At 45.0% G+C, this 16,976-nt stretch carries 15 protein-coding genes; 9 read left to right on the top strand and 6 right to left on the bottom strand.

Annotated features, from left to right (window positions below; translation table 11 throughout):
- Nucleotides 1-26: 26 nt before the first annotated feature.
- The 3 genes from ade to BM003_RS03745 all read right to left on the bottom strand — a co-directional run bounded on the left by ade (nt 27) and on the right by BM003_RS03745 (nt 4,619).
- The gene (ade, locus tag BM003_RS03755; protein ID WP_093670258.1) at nt 27-1,763 is read right to left on the bottom strand and encodes an adenine deaminase; all 1,737 of its coding nucleotides are present in this window, start codon (nt 1,761-1,763) and stop codon (nt 27-29) included.
- Between the two features lie 166 nt (nt 1,764-1,929).
- Nucleotides 1,930-2,607, bottom strand: coding sequence for a VIT1/CCC1 transporter family protein (locus tag BM003_RS03750; RefSeq protein WP_093670256.1), 678 nt, complete (start codon nt 2,605-2,607; stop codon nt 1,930-1,932).
- A gap of 224 nt (nt 2,608-2,831) precedes the next feature.
- Complete coding sequence (locus BM003_RS03745) at nt 2,832-4,619, bottom strand: M3 family oligoendopeptidase (protein WP_093670254.1); 1,788 nt, start codon at nt 4,617-4,619, stop codon at nt 2,832-2,834.
- Between the two features lie 114 nt (nt 4,620-4,733).
- On the opposite strand from BM003_RS03745, the gene BM003_RS03740 reads away from it, so the two are divergent.
- The 3 genes from BM003_RS03740 to BM003_RS03730 all read left to right on the top strand — a co-directional run bounded on the left by BM003_RS03740 (nt 4,734) and on the right by BM003_RS03730 (nt 6,758).
- Entirely contained in the window at nt 4,734-5,201 is a 468-nt protein-coding gene (locus tag BM003_RS03740) for a low molecular weight protein-tyrosine-phosphatase (RefSeq protein ID WP_093670252.1), read from the top strand.
- A gap of 119 nt (nt 5,202-5,320) precedes the next feature.
- Nucleotides 5,321-5,878 carry a hypothetical protein gene (locus BM003_RS03735; protein ID WP_177184626.1) on the top strand — a complete coding sequence of 186 codons (558 nt, stop codon included), beginning with the start codon at nt 5,321-5,323 and terminating at the stop codon, nt 5,876-5,878.
- Between the two features lie 40 nt (nt 5,879-5,918).
- Complete coding sequence (locus tag BM003_RS03730; RefSeq protein WP_093670250.1) at nt 5,919-6,758, top strand: YihY/virulence factor BrkB family protein; 840 nt, start codon at nt 5,919-5,921, stop codon at nt 6,756-6,758.
- Nucleotides 6,759-6,784: 26 nt separating this feature from the next.
- Here BM003_RS03730 and BM003_RS03725 read toward each other — a convergent pair whose 3' ends face one another.
- Complete coding sequence (locus BM003_RS03725; protein WP_425441037.1) at nt 6,785-8,707, bottom strand: heavy metal translocating P-type ATPase; 1,923 nt, start codon at nt 8,705-8,707, stop codon at nt 6,785-6,787.
- Between the two features lie 341 nt (nt 8,708-9,048).
- Here BM003_RS03725 and BM003_RS03720 point away from each other — a divergent pair, with 341 nt between their 5' ends.
- Nucleotides 9,049-9,498 (top strand): VanZ family protein, encoded by a 450-nt coding sequence (locus tag BM003_RS03720; RefSeq protein ID WP_093670248.1) that lies wholly within the window; start codon nt 9,049-9,051, stop codon nt 9,496-9,498.
- Here BM003_RS03720 and BM003_RS03715 read toward each other — a convergent pair.
- Nucleotides 9,495-9,929: a TlpA family protein disulfide reductase gene (locus tag BM003_RS03715; protein ID WP_093670246.1), complete on the bottom strand. Its 435-nt coding sequence runs from the start codon at nt 9,927-9,929 to the stop codon at nt 9,495-9,497. The genes BM003_RS03720 and BM003_RS03715 overlap by 4 nt on opposite strands.
- A gap of 115 nt (nt 9,930-10,044) precedes the next feature.
- Complete coding sequence (locus BM003_RS03710) at nt 10,045-11,259, bottom strand: MFS transporter (protein WP_093670244.1); 1,215 nt, start codon at nt 11,257-11,259, stop codon at nt 10,045-10,047.
- Nucleotides 11,260-11,475: 216 nt separating this feature from the next.
- Between BM003_RS03710 and BM003_RS03705 the strand changes: the two genes are divergently transcribed.
- From BM003_RS03705 to pdaA, 5 genes are all read left to right on the top strand, one after another.
- Entirely contained in the window at nt 11,476-12,651 is a 1,176-nt protein-coding gene (locus BM003_RS03705) for a pyridoxal phosphate-dependent aminotransferase (protein ID WP_093670242.1), read from the top strand.
- A 533-nt stretch (nt 12,652-13,184) separates the two neighbouring features.
- Nucleotides 13,185-14,057, top strand: coding sequence for an RpnC/YadD family protein (locus BM003_RS03700; RefSeq protein WP_093670240.1), 873 nt, complete (start codon nt 13,185-13,187; stop codon nt 14,055-14,057).
- 427 nt (nt 14,058-14,484) lie between these two features.
- Nucleotides 14,485-15,264, top strand: coding sequence for a YfkD family protein (locus BM003_RS03695; protein ID WP_093670238.1), 780 nt, complete (start codon nt 14,485-14,487; stop codon nt 15,262-15,264).
- An 83-nt stretch (nt 15,265-15,347) separates the two neighbouring features.
- Nucleotides 15,348-15,551, top strand: a complete 204-nt coding sequence (locus BM003_RS03690) for an SE1561 family protein (RefSeq protein WP_093670565.1) — start codon at nt 15,348-15,350, stop codon at nt 15,549-15,551.
- 51 nt (nt 15,552-15,602) lie between these two features.
- A complete protein-coding gene (pdaA, locus tag BM003_RS03685; RefSeq protein WP_177184625.1) occupies nt 15,603-16,382 on the top strand; it encodes a delta-lactam-biosynthetic de-N-acetylase in 780 nt (259 codons plus the stop codon).
- The last annotated feature ends 594 nt before the right edge of the window (nt 16,383-16,976 follow it).

Below are 16,976 nucleotides of genomic sequence, written 5' to 3'. Positions count from 1 at the left end.
AAATCCTCCTCAAGAAAATACGTTCGTTAATCTGCAGAAACAGAGATATGTTTAAAAGCACGTACGTCAAATAGGCCGGTATCCGTCAGTTTCAAATCCGGGATAACAGGCAGGCTTAGGAACGATAAGGTTAGAAACGGATTAAAGGATTCGGAGACGCCTAGCGAGGACGCTGCCTCTCGCAATTTTTTTAACGCTTCAGCTACTTGTTTTGCCGGCGTGTCAGTCATCAGACCCGCGATCGGCAGCGCAAGCTCTGCAAGTATCTTTCCATTATTGACGACAATCATTCCACCATCAATTTCCTTCAAACGTTCAGCGGCAGCCATGATATCTTGATCACTGCAGCCCGTCACAACTAAATTATGAGAATCATGAGCGATCGTTGTCGCTAGTGCACCTGACTTCATCCCAAACCCTTTTACAATTGCCAGACCAATGGTGCCCAAACCTTTATGCCGTTCAATAACAGCTAGCTTCAAATAGTCATTATCCTTTGAAAAAGTGAATTGTCCATTTTGTGTCGGCACCTGTTCGACAAGATCACGGGTTACGAGACTATTTGGAATAATTCCAATCACATGCGCTTTTCGCTCTGAACCTAATGAAATCGTGAACTGTTCTTGTGAAAGTTCCGACCATATCAGCGGATGTTCTTCGGCTTTTATTGAAGAATCAGTATGAGCAAGAACTGTTTTCCCGTTCTCAGCGACGAGTTGTCCATGCGCGTAGACTTGATGGATTGAGAAATGATCCAAGTCGTCAAGAAGCAGGAAATTGGCCTCATATCCTGGAGCGATGGCCCCTTTTTCACGGAACCCATAGCACTCAGCCGCATTAAGTGACGCCATTTTAATGCAAGTGATCGGATCAAGTCCGCTTTCTATTGCCAGACGCACATTATGATCAACGCTGCCTTCGCGGATCAGATCGTCCGGATACTTGTCATCGGTACAGAAGAGGAAGCGGCGGCTATTGGTTTCATTGACTAGAGAGATCAGCTGTGGCAGATCTTTGGCAACCGTGCCTTGGCGAATCATGACATAGAGACCGCGTGATAAACGGTCCTGAGCTTCATCGCTATTCACACATTCATGGTCTGTGCGAATGCCGGCGGCTTTATACACGTTTACACCGCGAGCGTCCAGTCCCGCCGCATGACCGTCAATACGCCAGCTATGCTTTTGTGTCATTGCCAGCTTATCAACCATCTTTGGATCTGCGTTCAACACAGCGGGAAAATCCATGACCTCCGCAAGACCGAGAACGTTCTCATACTGGAATAGAGGCTCTAAATCAGCCGCATCCAGTGTTGCACCGTTATGTTCAAACGAAGTTGCCGGTACTGATGAAGGCAGCATGACGTAGAGATCAATGCTGCTTTCTTTTGCACGTTCCAGCATGAAACGAATGCCATCCGCACCAAGCACATTGGCGATTTCATGCGGATCGGTGATTGCAGCTGTTACCCCATGGGCGGCAAGTACATCGGAAAATGCGCCAGGCGTCAGCATTGACGATTCAATATGCACATGAGCGTCAATTAGAGAGGGACTAATTATTTTCCCTCTCGCATCAATCATTTTTTTTCCCTCATAGTTACCAAGCCCGACGATCATACCGTCCGCAATGGCAACGTCTGTTTGCAGAAGTTCTCCGCTGAATACATCAATGATTTTACCGTTCTTTATAACTAAATCCGCCGACTCTTTTTTTGAAGCCGTACGGATACGCCGAATCAGTAGTTGTCTGTTGCTTTCCACTTTGCGTTCCCCTCTCCAGGCCTGAAGTCTTCTCCCTTATCTTCAATTGATGAATAACGGGATCCGATTAATCTATAGACCATTATAACTGAAAAATTCTGAATGGGGGAAACACAATCCATGTTTCGCTTACCTTGTTTAAGTCGTAACAGATCAGGAAAATCTCTTATACAAGGTTGCCGACTGTGTAGGTGATGGCCATTGTCAATGCCCCGACCAGGACGTTTCTGATAATCGCCGGGCGTTTCGGAGCGCCTCCTAATTTTGCACTGACAAACCCGGTCATGGCTAATGCGATGAGAACGGTAATAAAAGTGAATAAGACGCGTTCAGATTCAGGAAAAAGCAGAATGGACAGAAAGGGAAGGATTGCGCCAATTGTGAAAGAGATCATCGATGACAAAGCCGCGTACCACGGATTGACATATTCGTTCGGGTTTACGCCTAGTTCAGCAGTGGCATGAGCGCCGAGTGCATCCTTGTTCATTAATTCGACAGCCACTTTTCTCGATAATTCTTCGGACAGACCGTTTTTGATGTAGATCTGAGCCAGTTCTTGGACTTCGCCATCATAGTCGTCTCTAAGCCTGATTTTTTCTGCCTCGACAACGGCTTTTTCGGTATCTTTTTGGGTGCTGACGGAGACAAACTCTCCACCGCCCATAGACAGCGCTCCTGCGACAAGGCCGGCCAATCCGGAAATTAACAAGGTCGTTGTATTCGTTGTTGCTCCTGCGACGCCGATAACGATGCCCGCTGTTGATACAATGCCGTCATTCGCGCCGAGAACACCTGCGCGAAGCACATTCAATCTTTGATTCATTCTGTTTGCCGCATGTTCCATAATCATAGACCTCTCTTTACAAGTTAAAGTGAAAAAATGATGTGCAAATGAGAATAGTAATCATCTTCATAACCCTTAAAATGGGACATGCTGCCGTCCGATTGGATGGCAGCATGAAAAATAAATTAAAATTATTATTATTTGTTATTAATTTCATTGTACATAGAAAATGTTTCATTATCTATGATTGAGTCCTTTATCGGCGGTATTCGTTCATTTCCCTTTTACTTCGTCAGTTCTAAGAATTCATCAACGTCGCGCATCAGATAGTCCAGTGCTGAGGACCAAAAATCAGGCTTTGTCAAATCAACACCGAGATGCTGCTGGGCGAGCTGTTCCGTCGTCATGCGGCCGGTATCACGCAACAGCGCATTATATTTTTCAGCGAACGCGGGACCTTCTTGAAGTGCCTGAACATAAATCCCTGTACTAAACAAGAAGCCAAATGTGTAGGGAAAATTGTAAAACGGCCAATTGGTGATGTAAAAGTGAAGCTTAGACGCCCAAAACGTGGGATGGTAAACATCTAAAGTGTCGAGATAAGCTTCACGTTCTGCATCGGTCATCAGCTGATTCAAACGTTCAACACCGACCACGCCTTGCTTGCGCTCTTCATAAAAACGGGTTTCAAATAGGAAACGGGCATGAATATTCATAAGCAAGGCCACGCACCGCTCTAATTTATCGGATAAGAACGCAATCCGTTCTTCTTTTGTTTTGGCGGCTGATTTTGCTGCGTCACTGACAATCATTTCAGAGAAAGTGGACGCTGTTTCCGCAACATTCATCGCGTAGTTTTGTGAAAGGTAAGGCAGCCTGTTCATGAGTGATTGATGGTACGCATGACCCAGTTCATGGGCAAGTGTCGACCGGTTTGAGGCAGTGCCGCTAAATGTCATGAAAATTCGTGACTGTTCGGAGATTGGAAAATTCGTGCAGAAGCCGCCTGGCCGCTTGTTTGCCCGATTTTCTGCTTCAATCCAGCGTTTTTCCAAAGCTTGCTTGGCAAACGACGCCATGCTTGGATTGAACGAGCCAAAATGCTGCATGATGAATTCCGCGGCGTCTTCATACGTTAATTTTTCACTGCTTTGCGTAAGCGGGGCATCAACATCAAACCATGAGAGCTTCTCTAGCTTGAGCAACTCTGCTTTGCGCTTCATAAACGTCGCAAGCTTCGGTTTATAGTGATCAACTGCGGCCCACATGGTTGTCAAAGTCTGTTCCGACATTCGATTGTAATCCAAAGGTTCATCGATTATATTGTCCCAACCGCGCGCTTTATAAACCGCAATCCGGAATCCCGCAATGTGGTTCAATGTAGCTGCGAACAGATCTGCATTCTCGGACCAGGCGGATTCTAAGGCATCGAAGGCCGTGCGGCGAACAGAGCGATCGGAGTCATCAATCAAGTTGTTTGCCTGGCTGACGGATATCTTCTCTTTCTTTCCATTGCGATCAATCGTGATTTCCATTTTTCCGATCAAGCTGTAATAAAGGTCTTCCCAAGCATGATAGCCGTCAACCGCGAGTCCGCTAATCAGCTGTTCCTGGTCGGATCCGAGTTTCTTCCGCGAAAGTTCTCTTTTTTCACGAAGCGCGAATTGCACCTCTTTTAAATCACCGTTTTGAAGCAAACCGTTCCAGTTGGAATCTGAAATTTGTCGCAGCATATTCTCAAACAAACTCGTGCAGGCGTCTAATTCGGCACTGAGTCTCTGAGTCCGATTATTAGCCAATGAGGCATTCGGATCTTTGATGTTTTGTGCGGATAAACACTCGACAAAAGCGCCGGCTTCGTTTAGTTGTTTGTTCAAAGCTTCATAAGTCATGACGATCTGAGTAAATGCCTCGGCATCATGGACAGTAAATGGAGCTGTAATGGTTTCCAATTTTCGATTAAATTGGCCGATTTCTTGCTGCAGTTCATCTAAAAAAGTGCGAAATGTGCTTGATGTGGAACCTCCTTGAAAAATGGAGTCGAGCTCCCACTGCTTATTCAATGTCTTCATTGTTCCCCTTCTTTCTGCATCTGTAAGTATTGTAGCATAGTCAATGAACCGTTAGATTTTGTTGTTCCTGAATTTATTGTTATGATGTACGTAGGATTTCATTAAGGAGAGAATATGATGCGCGTGCTTTTTGTTTGTCTTGGAAATATTTGCCGATCGCCTATGGCCGAAGCTGTGATGCGAATGAAGGTAGCTAAGGCGGGACTTTCCGATAAGATTAGTGTGGACTCCGCAGGAACCGGCGATTGGCATATCGGTGATCCGCCGCATCGCGGAACACAAAAGAGGCTCACGGCATCCGGCATCTCTTTTGACCAGATTAAGGCGCGGCAATTGAAACCAATTGATTTTGAAAAATTCGATCGTATCATCGCGATGGATCAACAGAATGAGCAGGATCTGCTCAAGATGGCCGGAGCGCGTTACAAGGAGAAGATCAGCCGATTTATGGCATTGCTTCATGATCGGCCGCAAGCAGATGTTCCGGATCCTTATTACACAGGAAACTTTGATGAAGTATATGACCTGATTGACCGCGGGACTGAGCAATTACTTGAACAGATTTCGGCTGGAGAACACTAAATCCACCACTATTTAGCAACTGCCTCTTCTACTGATTGCCTCATATTAATGATCGGGTGTGCGCAGACTATCCGTGTGATCCTTTTAAGGATTACGCTACTGCGAGGGGGCAGAATCTGATGAGTGTTTATGGCAAAAGCCAGATGGGCAAATTCATGCTGATCGGCGGCATGGTTGGCTGCGGTCTGTCACTGATGAGCCGCGAGACACGATCGGTATGGGGTCATCATCTGTCGACAGCGGCAAGTAATGGCGGGAAAATGATGCGTACGGTGTATCAGCATCCGGATCAAGTTGGCAAATACATGCAGGTCACCGGTACTCGCCTTAAAGGGCTTGCGCGCGAAGTGTCGGATGACTTTCAACAAATGATCGACCGTGTTGAAAAAGCGCGAACAAGCACGAGCGACACGTATCAGTACGTTATGGAAGTTGGAAGTGAGCTTGCCGAGATGGCTGGAAAAATCAAGCAATCCGGGAAAAACATTGCCAATTACCAAGAACCAGTATTGATCGATACTGAGGCAGACGCGCTCCACAGGTTGGAGAATGAGACATCGGTGCCTAATCCGGGTACGATGCCGCGCTCAGTTAACCAGAAGCATATTCATTCGGCTTCTAGTACGGAGCAACAAAATAAGAACGGAATTAAAAAACATTCCGTTCATCATTCGTAATAAGTTTCTTTAAGTACAGAGAGACCGGGGATGGGGAAAAATGGGGAAAATTAAGTTAAAAAACATTCTTCTCTTCGCGAGACTTCTGGGCAAACGATTTATTGAAGACCATACAGCGGATTTGGCGGCAACATTGGCTTACTATTTTTTGTTGTCGCTTTTTCCGCTGTTTGTTTTTTTATTTGCGATCATTCCTTATTTAGGACTCGATCAAACGCAGCTGATCTCGCTCATTGGTGCTTACCTTCCAAAAGAAGTGCTCACACTCATCCATCAAAATCTGGATAGCGTCTTTACGAAACGCGGCAGCCTGCTTTCGCTTGGTGTGATCGCGACTTTGTGGCCGGCATCAAGTGCCATCAACGCACTCATGCGTACACTGAATCGCGCATATCAAGTTAAAGAATCACGCTCTTTTTTTCTCACACGTTTGCTGGCTATGTGCTTCACTGTCGCCATGATTTTCGCCATTGCCATGACATTGGCAGTCAATGTGATTTCAGCAGGGCTGGCAAGAATTTTATTTGACCATATTGGTCTTTCACATACTTTCGCAGATATGTGGTCGGTCATCAGCACACTGGTTACCTTCTGCGTGATCATTATCATCTTCGCCTTTCTCTATCGACTCGGCCCCAATATGAAGTTGAAGATGGATGAGGTGATGGTCGGTGCTGTGATTGCAGGTACCAGCTGGCAAGTTGTATCCTATGGTTTTTCATTTTATGTTCGCTATTTCGGTAACTATGCTTCTACATACGGCACGCTTGGAGGAATCATTGTACTGATGCTCTGGTTCTATCTGACTGCGATCACAATCATTATCGGAGGTCAGATCAACGCGATTATACATCAACTCAAAAACGAGCCCATTAAATGATAGGGGCTCGTTTTCGTTAATAAGTTTTATCCACGCAACAATCTTAATCCATTCAGAATGACTAAGATTGTGCTTCCTTCGTGACCAACGACGCCAAACGGCATGGTTAGAAATTGAAGAAAGTTGACGGCGATGAGAAATGCGATCATGGCCATGGCAAAGAAAATATTTGTTTTAACGATTCGACTCATTTTCCTTGAAAGATGAACCGCGTCTGCTATTTTTGTCAGATCATTTTTCATCAGGATGATGTCTGCGGTTTCTAGAGCTGCATCGTTTCCGGCACCCATAGCCAGACCAACTGAAGCTTGTGCCAGTGCCGGGGTATCGTTGATTCCGTCACCGCACATGGCGACATGCCCATAGTTCTTATTTAATCGTTTGATTTCAATTGCTTTGTTTTCAGGAAGGCAATTGGCAATGTAACTGCTGACGCCTGATTCCTTTTGTACGGCGGCTGCGGTGCGCTCGTTATCACCGGTAATCATGACGGTCTTAATGCCGTAGCTCTTAAGTGACTTAATGGCGGCAACAGCGGAATCTCTAATTTGGTCTTTCAAGGCAAAGGCACCGATAACTTTCTCTCCAGACGCTATATAAACTAAAGTTTCGCTTGCATCGGATCCAAAGGATTGATTTGCATCATTAAATTGCTGCATTGCTACAGGATCCATCATTTCTGTTTTACCTATTTTATAATCCACATTGTCAACACGTCCCGCAACGCCATATCCCGGTTGCACTTTAATGCTTTCTACTGGAGGCAATGTCATGTCGTTTGATGCTTTTTCTGCATAAGCTACGATTGCTTTTCCGAGTGGGTGAGAGGATTGGTTTTCGATCGCGGCGATGTGATTGAGAAATAGTAAGTCATCCTTATCGCTCATATTAATGAATCGCGTGACTTCGGGTGTCCCCTTAGTTATGGTTCCGGTTTTATCAAAGGCAATCACTTTAATCATCGCCAGTTGTTCCAAATGAATCCCGCCTTTGATAAGAATGCCGCGCCGAGCGCCGTAAGCAACGGCGGAAAGAACAGCCGGCGTGGTTGAGGCAACGAGCGCACATGGTGAGGCGACTACAAGCAGAACCATAGCCCGGTAGATGGTCTCACTCCATGACCAGCCAAATAAAAAATGTGGTGCGAACAACATGAATGCGGTGGTTATAAGAACAATTTTTACATAGGTTTTCTCGAAACGATCAATAAATAGCTGCGTTGGCGCTTTCTCTTTTTGTGCTGATTGAACGAGTTCCAGAATCTTGCTGAATAAGGAATCGCTGTTTCGTTGGGTCACACGTGCATAGACACTTCCGTCCAGATTCATCGTTCCAGCCATTAATTTTTCTCCGCTTTTTTTATAGACAGGCACTGACTCGCCGGTCATGGTTGCCTCATTAACTGTCGTTTCACCGTTAATGATCACGCCATCAGCAGGAATACGTTCACCTGGTTTAATGAGAACGATGTCGCTGGGTTGTATCTTAGTTACTGAGACCATTGTCTCATTGCCATTCGCGACGAGACGTGCGACTTCAGGCTGCAAATTCATTAGCGCGGATAAGGCATTTGTGCTCTTGGCAGTCGAGTAGGTTTCGAGTGCACCGCTAAGTGCAAAAATGAAAATTAGGATTGCCCCTTCAAGCCAGTGATTAATGCATGCGGCTCCAATAGCAGCTGTGATCATTAGCAGCTCCACATTTAACTGACGGGTTCGGATCGTATCCGAAATTCCCTGCCTCGTTTTAAAATAGCCGCCGATAAGATAGGCTGCAGGATACAGAACCCAGTTGTAGGAAACATTCATCAGTCCCAGCAAGTAGGCAACAAGTGTCAAACCACCACCGGTCAATGCGGCGATTAATTCGCCGTGTTTTTTCCAAAGATCTTTTATACGCTGATAAGGATTATGTCCGTTAGGTATCTGGGTGAGTGTCGATTCTTGCATCATAATAAATCCAACCTTTCTTTTATTAAATATAATAATTATCAAATGATAACAATTATATTTTAATATAAAGTTTTTCTTTTTCAATGGGAAAATGACATTTAATTTTTTTAATTGAGAATAATAATCATCATCGAAACCCTTAAAAGCACTCAATGCTGCCGCTAAAGTTAGCGACAGCATTGAAAGTAAAGATTATAATTATTTTAAATTATCCTCAATTTCATTGTAGTACAGTTTCATTCTCTTTGTCTAGCAATCTAAAAAAATTGTTTCTCTTCGTACAAGCATTCATCATTCTCAAGGAACCACATAACTATTAAGAAAGGAGGAAAGCGGCCATGAGGAATAACGTACATAAAAAAAGGAACATCGTAATCATTTGTTTTTTGTGTTACATGACGATTCTCGTTTTCGTTACGCTGTTTACGCACAATTATTATACTTATGGCCGTTCAAGCAATTTGCTTATTTTTAGCAGCATTAGGCTTATGCTGCGGAGCGGAAGCAGTGCGTTAATCATGAAGAATATTTTCGGCAATGTGCTGCTTTTTCTTCCGCTTGGTTTTTTCCTGCCCATGATCATTCGATTCAAGCATGGCCTTGTCTGGCAATTACTGTTTGGTTGTAGCGTTAGCTTGATTATTGAATCCTGCCAATATTTATTTGCGGCAAGGATTTTTGATATTGATGATATTGTATTGAATACAATCGGTACAGTGATCGGTTGTTTGGTCTATGTGATGATTCGGTTTTTTAAACGGAAATTAATCATCTTTTATACACATTAGTTCAACAGCCGATCAGTGGTTTTATAGATACGCAGCGCTCCACGTTCGCCCATATGATACTCAATGAGGCTTCCGTCCGGAGCAAACAGGTAGTACGCGGGGACGAAACGATTTCCAAACGCATCGGCGAGTCGATGCGTATTGTCGATGAGAATGGGTTCGGTGATCGAATGCATCGCAGCTGTGCGCGCTACTTCATTGACGTCCAAATCCGCTTCAGATAAAGGCATGTGGATCGCCACAACGTTTAAAATTCCTCTGTGTTTTTCACGAATGGATTGGACGACCGGGAGTGCCTGCTTGCATTTGGGGCAGCTAACGGACCAAAAATGAATGAGCGTGGGATTGCCAAGAAGCGTCTCGCGTGTGACTTTCTGATTCATCCAGTGAGTCGCCACGTTCAGGTCGGGCATCATTAACTTTTTTTTCATGAGCGATTCCCCCTAAAAGGAGGCCTTCAACGCGATTGAAGGTCCCGTTGCTCTGTTAGGATATGCAATGGAGGGGTGAGAGGTTCTTGCTGGAATAAAGAAAAGAACAAGTGCCTCAACGATTCGAGACGCTTGTTCTGGTTAATGAATGCTCAAGCGGCGATTTTTGCTTTTTCGATGTCTGCTGAATGAAGCAGCTAAGCGCGGCAAGTAAGATGAGAAAAGCGATTCCGTAAAATAGTCCGCCTTTGGGAGTAAGACTGATCAGCGTGTTGCCGGACACAGGTCCGATCATGCATCCCGCACTGTAGCATACGGTCATGAGTATATTTCCAAGCGGAATCTGCTCCTTATCAAGCAAGTCGCTGACATAGCCCATACTCATCGAATAAAGCGATCCGATCAGCAATCCAGAACCTAATAGCGTAAGATAGATACCATAGAAATGAGCGGAAAGCACTCCGGTGAGCGCCATAAACACTGAGCCGAACAAACAAATAAATGGGAGAAGCCGCGCGCGGCCGAATCGATCACCAATCATGCCAAGAGGTACCTGCGTGAGCAAGCCTCCTGTAACGAAAGCGGGAAGAAGAATCGAGATCGCGTTTAGATTATAGCCCTGACGCAGCGCGAAGATTGGAAAGCTGTTAGTTAAAGAAGTCTCCAGATAACCAAAAGCGAAGGTGACCACTAATCCTGACCAGGTAGCGGCAATGACCTTTTTATAACGAATGAAAAATTGACGCGCGGATGAATCGTTCGTGCCGCTCAGTTCAGGATATTCGTTATTCAGCAGCAGCAACAGAAGCAGCACGATGAAACAGAACACGCCGCTAGTGATAAATGGAACGGGCACGCCAAAGCTGACGAGTCGGACGAGCATTGGACCGACGGCGATACCAAGACCGAACGCCAGGCCATAAAAGGCTATGTTCCGCCCGCGCCGGTTCAATGGGCTGTCCATGGTGATCCAGGTTTGCGCGGCAAAGTGGAGCATGCTGTCTCCAAAGCCGACAAATAACCTAAGGACAAACCAGAACCAGAGATTCATCCATACCGGAAAAAGAAACAAAGGCAAGGTGATGAGTGCGAGTCCGGCAATGAGAAAACGCTTGTATCCGAGCTTGCACATCGGCTTCTCCATGAGCGGCACGGAGACAAGCATGCCGATGTAAAGCGAAGTAGACCCAAGGCCATTTAAAATGGCGGATACACCGTTTGTTTCTAGAAGTGAAGCGATCAGCGGAAGCAGCATGCCTTCTGCAGCGCCGCAAATAAAAACAGAACCGATTAATAATGAAAACTGAAAACGCTGGTATGCTGTGTTCATCTCAGTAGCCCTTTCTCTCTCAGTTACTAAACTCCGTACAAAGCTCAGCAAAAACAAGTATACCTGTTTTTGCTGAATTCGTCCCTGATTATTTTTACATTGGTTAGCAAGATTCCTTTACAAATAAGCGTTTATCCTTGAAAATATAGATACTGTTAGAATCAGTCTTTTCAATACCTTTAAAAAATTTAATCAGAGACATGGAAGTGGAATTGGATGGTTTATTTTGCTAAATCAGATGCACTTAATCGCTTGCCAAAACAATTTTTTGCAGACCTTGTCGTAAAGACGAATGCGGCCATTGCCAAGGGCTATGACGTCATTAACTTGGGACAAGGCAACCCTGATCAACCGACCCCGCCGCATATTGTCAAGTCGTTGCAGGAAGCGGCCGCGAATCCGCTCTATCATAAGTACTCACCGTTCAGAGGTTATGATTTTCTGAAAGAGGCGATTGCGACCTTCTATAAACGGGAATACGATGTGGATCTTGATCCGAAAACTGAAGTTGCCATTTTGTTCGGATCGAAGACCGGACTTGTTGAGATTGGCGAGTGCCTATTGAACAGCGGTGATACTGTGCTCATGCCGGATCCGGGCTATCCGGATTACCTGTCCGGCTTTGCACTCGCAAATCTGAATATGGAATTGATGCCGCTTCGAGAAGAGAATGCGTTTCTTCCTGATTACGGATCGATGCCTGAAAGCCTTCTCGATAAGGCGAAATTGATGTTCTTGAATTATCCGAACAACCCTACTTCAGCTACGGCTCCGGCGGATTTCTTTGAGGAAACGGTGAAGACGGCGGAACAGCACAATATTTGCGTACTGCACGACTTCGCTTACGGCGCGCTTGGCTTTGATGGCGAAAAACCGCGCAGTTTTCTCCAAACACCCGGCGCAAAGGAAGTTGGCATTGAGACCTACACATTGTCCAAAACCTATAACATGGCAGGCTGGCGCGTTGGTTTCGCGCTCGGTAACAAGAGTGTCATCGAAGCGATCGAACTGTTCCAAGATCATTACTTTGTCAGCCTTTTTGGTGGTATCCAGGAAGCGAGTGCAAAAGCGCTGCTTGGCCCGCAGGATTGTGTTCATGAACTTGTGCAGCGTTATGAAACGCGTCGAAATGCCTTTTTTGATGCTGCGAAGAAAATCGGCTGGAACGCTGTGCCGTCCAAGGGTTCATTTTTCGGCTGGCTGCCTGTTCCTAAAGGCTACTCATCCGAATCGTTCTTTGAGTATGTCTTGGAAAAGGCGCATGTTGTGCTTGCTCCGGGAGTCGGTTTTGGCGCTGGCGGAGAAAACTATGTGCGGATCGGGCTTCTGAGCGAACCGGATCGTTTGACAGAAGCTGTTGAACGGATCGGCAAGCTGCATCTGTTCGATTGAACGTCAGATTATCCCAGAGAACCAGAAGCGGCGCAGTTTGCTGCCTCTGGTTTTTTTCGTTGTCTAGGAAATTATAAACTATCGACTTATGGATAACTAAATCTTTGGTTAACTCGTTATAGACCTTCTGCAGAAACGGAACCTGGCTATATGAAGCAGTGGCATCCTCAATAACCACTTTGGTTGATTCAGGTAACCCGTATCTTGAGCGGGTGAACGAATAACTTGGCAGATGATTGAAAACTTCATCATAAAAGGCAACCCTTCAGCAGTTAAGCGGCAGCAACTTTAACAGGTGAACTGATCGCAGGTCGCCTTTATGAATGGTTCGAGTGCAGTACCTATGCTTGAAGACGCAATCGATTTCAAGTTTCCATCATGTTTACCGTGGACTGTTCGCTCCAAAGTAATTGACACAATTTTTCAAAATAAGGTATACTTATGAAAATACGATTGTTTGTTCTCTTCTCGATTCGCTTCACGTCATATATTCCTCTCCCATGACCGAAACATACCTCGCAAGGAGGCTTCCTATGTCTATAGACCACGATCGACGCTTTAAAGTCCTGCTTCACGAGTTTTTTGATGAATTTCTCGAAGCCTTCTTCCCAAAAATTTACCAGGCGCTTGATCTTTCCGAGAAAAAATTTCTTTCCGAGGAACTGTTCGCAGATATGGTCGAAGGCGACAAAAAACGGGCAGATGTTATCGCGGAAACGAAGCTGAAATCAAAAAAAGACGTCATCCTGATTGTTCATCTTGAAGCACAGAATTATTACCAAGAAGATTTTTCTGAACGGATGTATCTCTATTATTGCATGATCTATCTGAAATTTCGAAAACCTGTTTTACCCATCGCCATTTTCAGTTATGATGGAGTTAGAGATGAATCGGACGAATTCGTGGTAAAAGTACCTCATCTGATGGTTGTTAGCGTGTTCCATTTTTTGAAACTCGAACTTTCCAGAATGAACTGGCGAAAATTTATGAACAGCAATAATCCTGCTGCCGCCGCGCTGATGAGCAGGATGAACTACTCGAAAAGAGAACGTGTGCAGGTACGACTCGCTTTTATCAGGCAAATGATCAACATGCATCTTGGAGAAGCGCGTGAGAGCATGATCAATGGATTTTTCGAGACTTATCTTCAATTAGACAAGGAAGAGGTGGATCAATTGACGAATCAAGCTAAAAAGCTTCCGGAAGAAATCCAAGAAGAAGTGCTCAAGTGGCCCAATTCCACTTATGATCGCGGAAAACAGGAGGGAATTGAACAGGGAGAACGAAAAGCAAAAGAACAGGTTGCCCGGAAGCTGCTGCAAAAAGGAATGAGTCATGCTGAAATCAGCGAACTAACCGGATTGAGTGAAGCAGCGATTAAATCGATCGCAATCGCCGGTGAATGAGCCAATTATAGAGTTCACCCAATGAATGATCACCTGCCGTATTTGCTAGTACAGGGGAAGATGAACCCTCATGTTCCAAAAAATTGTTTTGGAATGTGAGGGTTCAATTTTTTTGTCTAAGAAATTATAAATGTCGATTGACGGATAACTGTCGGTAGAACCCAAAGGAGCTTGATCTGTGGCTAGACGAGATAGCAGTATGGTCCAACAGAACCTTATTAGGTTTAGGTGAACTTTTCATGATTTCGTTACGACTTCTGATCGATTGGTTACTACTGCTCCTATTTAGGATACAACTCGCTTTTTCTTATTTGCTCACGAGCGCTTTGTCGCGTGACCATAACGCATCCGCATTTAATTGACTATGCCTTCGTTGGATAATTTTGCAGGTGCCTACAGAAGATAAGGCAAAAAGGAGTTCTCTGCCTTGAAAAAATTCATGACCTTAATTCTGTGCGTCACGCTCCTCTTCAGCATATCCTCAATAGCCGGTGCGAAAAGCGCGGTACCGACGAAACTGCCCGATTCAGTGATCGACATCTCTAAAGAAAATACGTACCCGAATCCAACTCATGATGCCTCAGAGCTTGTCCCAAGCGCGCGCACGAAGACATTGCTCAAGACCGCGAATGTTCCGATTGAGAATCCGGTATTGATCAAATTGCTAAATGAGTCGGCAATTCATCCATCGAAATGGTCGATCGGCTATTCTGCGCGCATCTATTTAGGCGAATGGCCGCTCAATTATATGTCGAAGGAAACCTCGGTGAACTGGGAATTCAAAAAAATTAATGATAATGCAGCGGACGCGCGCGGCAGCAAGAGCGCTCAACAAATCGGCTACGTGCAGAAAATACAGGCGAAAGTGAGCGGCGGTTTAACGTCGGATATTCCGAAAAAAGAGGAAGCCAGCCAGTTGATCATGTCAAAAACAACACAAAAGACTCATTTACCTATCTCTTTTTCAACCATTATCGGAGCCGGTACAAAAATTGATCGCCCATATCAGGTACAATCAAAACAAATCGGCCACCTATACGGCTATGTGCCGGCGGTCAATGAACGAGGGAAAATTACCTACGGTGAAGTGTTTCTGATCCTAAAAGGCGGCAAAGCGCGGATCGAGGTTAGGAATATTATGCAGCAAGGTATTGGTGCATGGATGCCGATTCAAGATCATCTATCGCTTCGCTATATGGCTCGGTAATCCGAGTCCGTAATTCGTCTGCCAAACCATTCTGCCTTTTCTATGCTAAAGTTAGTGGAGAAGCTATAGTGGAGGTGCTGAAATTGGGGAGAGCGACGCATTCAAAAGCGCATCAAGTGAGTTATCTTAAAAATAGGTTCGTCCTTCTTTCGCAGGTTGTTGGCGCGTTTGATGCAGAAACGGTCAATCAAAAGGATTTGGAAAACGTCCTGGAGATGATGGATAACCTCGAAGTGAAAATCCGCAGATTTCGCGATGACTGGGTGGAAGGTCTAACGGAAAAATAACCACACATAAATCGTGCGCAAACGGTTAACCCTAAACGTGGAGGGGATCGTGTGAGAAAAATCGCGCTTGTGCTCTTGGTCGCACTTTGTGGGTTAATTATCCACCCTTTTTCAACATACGGGAAGGATTGGTATTTCAAGCCTGCAAAAAACAATCAACCGGCGACCACAGAGCCTGAATATGCAGCACTGCTAAAAAAATACAATGGTGTATTTATCGGTGACACGGCGAAAAAAGAACTGTTTCTAACGTTTGATAATGGATATGAGGCAGGGTACACTGCGCGAATTCTTGACACGTTGAAGAAGGAACAGGTGCCGGCCACATTTTTCATTACCGGACACTATATTTCCGACCAGCCGAATTTAGTCAAACGAATGGTCAGAGAAGGCCATATCATTGGCAATCATTCTTGGAGCCATCCTGATTTATCGAAAATCAGCGATGTTAAATACAAGAAAGAACTGGCTAAATTAAAGACGAGGTACACACAATTGACGGGTGATCGACAAATGACCTACCTGCGTCCTCCTAGAGGAACGTTTAGTGAACGATCGCTGAAGCTTGGTTACGATGCGGGATATATTAACGTTTTTTGGTCCGCCGCGTACCGAGATTGGCTTAGAGATGAACAGCATGGTGCTGATTACGCCTACGACCACATTATGAATCGTGTTCATCCAGGAGCAGTGATTCTGCTCCACACCGTGTCGAAGGATAACGCTCAAGCATTAGAACGCGTTATTCACGATTTGAAGAAGCAAGGCTATCATTTCCGCAGTCTTGATGATCTGATGGCAGAGCGCATCCTTCCGACTGAATTTTGGTGAACGAGCAAAAGATCCCCCGATCCGATTTTGGATTGAGGGATTCTTTTTACAAGTTAAGAAAGTAGCGTTTTGCCTTGCCGATACGACGATAAAGTCATTGGGCGATCAGGTAAGTGCTCAATCTGAGAAATAAACGGAAAAATTCCGCTTAATTCGAAAATGAATGAAAAAATCGCTTGAATAGACGGAAAAATTCCGCTTATCGAATCGAAAAACGTGAAAATGGAGGTTTTTTCTGTGCATAAGCGGAGAAATTACCCTTATATACCTGTGAAACCAGCGCCATGATGCATATAAGCGGAAAATCTCCGCTTATTTTATTCCGTCCGCATTACCTAAACTTGGCTTCGCCAAGCCTCTGGCGAAGACTTAGTTGCGACGGCCATGGACGGCCTAGTGTCCGGTGAGCCGCAGGACGCGGCGTTTTTCCGGACCGCTTACACTCGTTTCCTTTAAATGTTTTCTTATAATTTCCTACCAATGTGGAATAGAAATGTCTGTTCAAGACAAGGGTGATGATTCAAAACTGCATTTGGAGCAAAGGAACTTTCGTATGTAAGGAACTTTCGCTAATTACGCATACGTCCTGTATGC

It is taken from the genome of Sporolactobacillus nakayamae (genome assembly GCF_900113325.1).
GTDB lineage: Bacteria > Bacillota > Bacilli > Bacillales > Sporolactobacillaceae > Sporolactobacillus > Sporolactobacillus nakayamae.
Note: the sequence above shows the minus strand (reverse complement) of the source record. Positions and strands in the feature narration are given on the sequence as shown.

Bases quoted from the DNA above. Each gene is read 5' to 3' on its own strand.
- BM003_RS03750 (WP_093670256.1), bottom strand. From the start codon at position 2,607: ATGGAACATGCGGCAAACAGAATGAATCAAAGATTGAATGTGCTTCGC.
- BM003_RS03745 (WP_093670254.1), bottom strand. From the start codon at position 4,619: ATGAAGACATTGAATAAGCAGTGGGAGCTCGACTCCATTTTTCAAGGA.
- BM003_RS03740 (WP_093670252.1), top strand. From the start codon at position 4,734: ATGATGCGCGTGCTTTTTGTTTGTCTTGGAAATATTTGCCGATCGCCT.
- BM003_RS03735 (WP_177184626.1), top strand. From the start codon at position 5,321: ATGAGTGTTTATGGCAAAAGCCAGATGGGCAAATTCATGCTGATCGGC.
- BM003_RS03730 (WP_093670250.1), top strand. From the start codon at position 5,919: ATGGGGAAAATTAAGTTAAAAAACATTCTTCTCTTCGCGAGACTTCTG.
- BM003_RS03725 (WP_425441037.1), bottom strand. From the start codon at position 8,707: ATGCAAGAATCGACACTCACCCAGATACCTAACGGACATAATCCTTAT.
- BM003_RS03720 (WP_093670248.1), top strand. From the start codon at position 9,049: ATGAGGAATAACGTACATAAAAAAAGGAACATCGTAATCATTTGTTTT.
- BM003_RS03715 (WP_093670246.1), bottom strand. From the start codon at position 9,929: ATGAAAAAAAAGTTAATGATGCCCGACCTGAACGTGGCGACTCACTGG.
- BM003_RS03710 (WP_093670244.1), bottom strand. From the start codon at position 11,259: ATGAACACAGCATACCAGCGTTTTCAGTTTTCATTATTAATCGGTTCT.
- BM003_RS03705 (WP_093670242.1), top strand. From the start codon at position 11,476: ATGGTTTATTTTGCTAAATCAGATGCACTTAATCGCTTGCCAAAACAA.
- BM003_RS03700 (WP_093670240.1), top strand. From the start codon at position 13,185: ATGTCTATAGACCACGATCGACGCTTTAAAGTCCTGCTTCACGAGTTT.